General features: G+C 69.4%; 1 protein-coding gene. It reads right to left on the bottom strand.

Features of this window, described 5'->3' with window-relative positions; all coding sequences use genetic code 11:
- A partial coding sequence (locus EN780_RS35260) for a sugar ABC transporter ATP-binding protein (protein ID WP_133372910.1) occupies nucleotides 1-970 on the bottom strand: 970 nt, incomplete at both ends.

The following is a 970-nucleotide window of genomic DNA, read 5'->3' as shown; positions in this document are numbered from 1 at the left end:
ATGTCGAACTGGCCGAACGACTGTCTCACCGCTTCCGCCTGGCGGCGCGGCGACATCAGGCCGGCCGGCGAGATGCGGCGGATCACGGACATGACCAAGTTGAGGCCGACGGCCATTCGCAGCATCAGGCCGCTGCCGCGCCGGTCGTCGGTGACGAAGGCGATGCCGGCCTTGCGCGCCGCGTCGATGGAGTCGAGTTTCACGGGCTTGCCGTCGACTGCGACCTCGCCCTGCCAGCGTCCGGCGAGACCGGTGCCGTAGAGCGCGGACAGCAGTTCGGTGCGCCCTGCTCCCATGATGCCGGCCAGGCCGACGATCTCGCCCTCCTTGACCTCGAGCGAAATCCCGCTCGGCGGCTGCCAGCCGGCGCTTTCACGGGCGAGCCTGAAGCTGGCATCCTTGAGGCTGAGCAGCGTCTTGCCGGCGCTTCTGGCGCGCGCCGGGTAGAGTTCATCCAGCGAGCGGCCGACCAGAAGTCGAACCAGTTCGGCCTGCGGCGCGTGCGGCTCGGTGACGCCGGCGACGCGGCCGTCGCGCATCACCGTCACGCGGTCGGCGATCTCAGGCACTTCCTCCAGCCGGTGCGAAATGTAGACGATGCCGACGCCGGTAGCGGCGAGCTTGCGCATGATGTCGAACAGGCGCTCGACCTCTCCGACGGTGAGCGCGGCCGTCGGCTCGTCCATGATCAGCACGCGCGAGGCATAGGACAGCGCCTTGACGATCGCCACCACCTGGCGCTGGCCGATGGAGAGGTCGGCGACGAGGCGCGCGGGGTCGATGGCGAGTTCGATCGCCTCAAGCCGCCGCTTCGCCTCGCGGCGCATCGCGGGCACGTCGAGCAGGCCGCCCGGTCGCATCAATTCGCGGCCGAGGAAGAGGTTCGCCGCGACATCGAGCGAGGGCACCAGGTCGAGTTCCTGGAAGATTGTGGCGATGCCGGCTGCCTGCGCCTCGCGCGGGTTGTTGA

It is taken from the genome of Mesorhizobium sp. M4B.F.Ca.ET.089.01.1.1, from assembly GCF_004022605.1.
Lineage (GTDB): Bacteria > Pseudomonadota > Alphaproteobacteria > Rhizobiales > Rhizobiaceae > Mesorhizobium > Mesorhizobium abyssinicae.
This window is presented reverse-complemented; position numbering and strand designations above follow the sequence as displayed.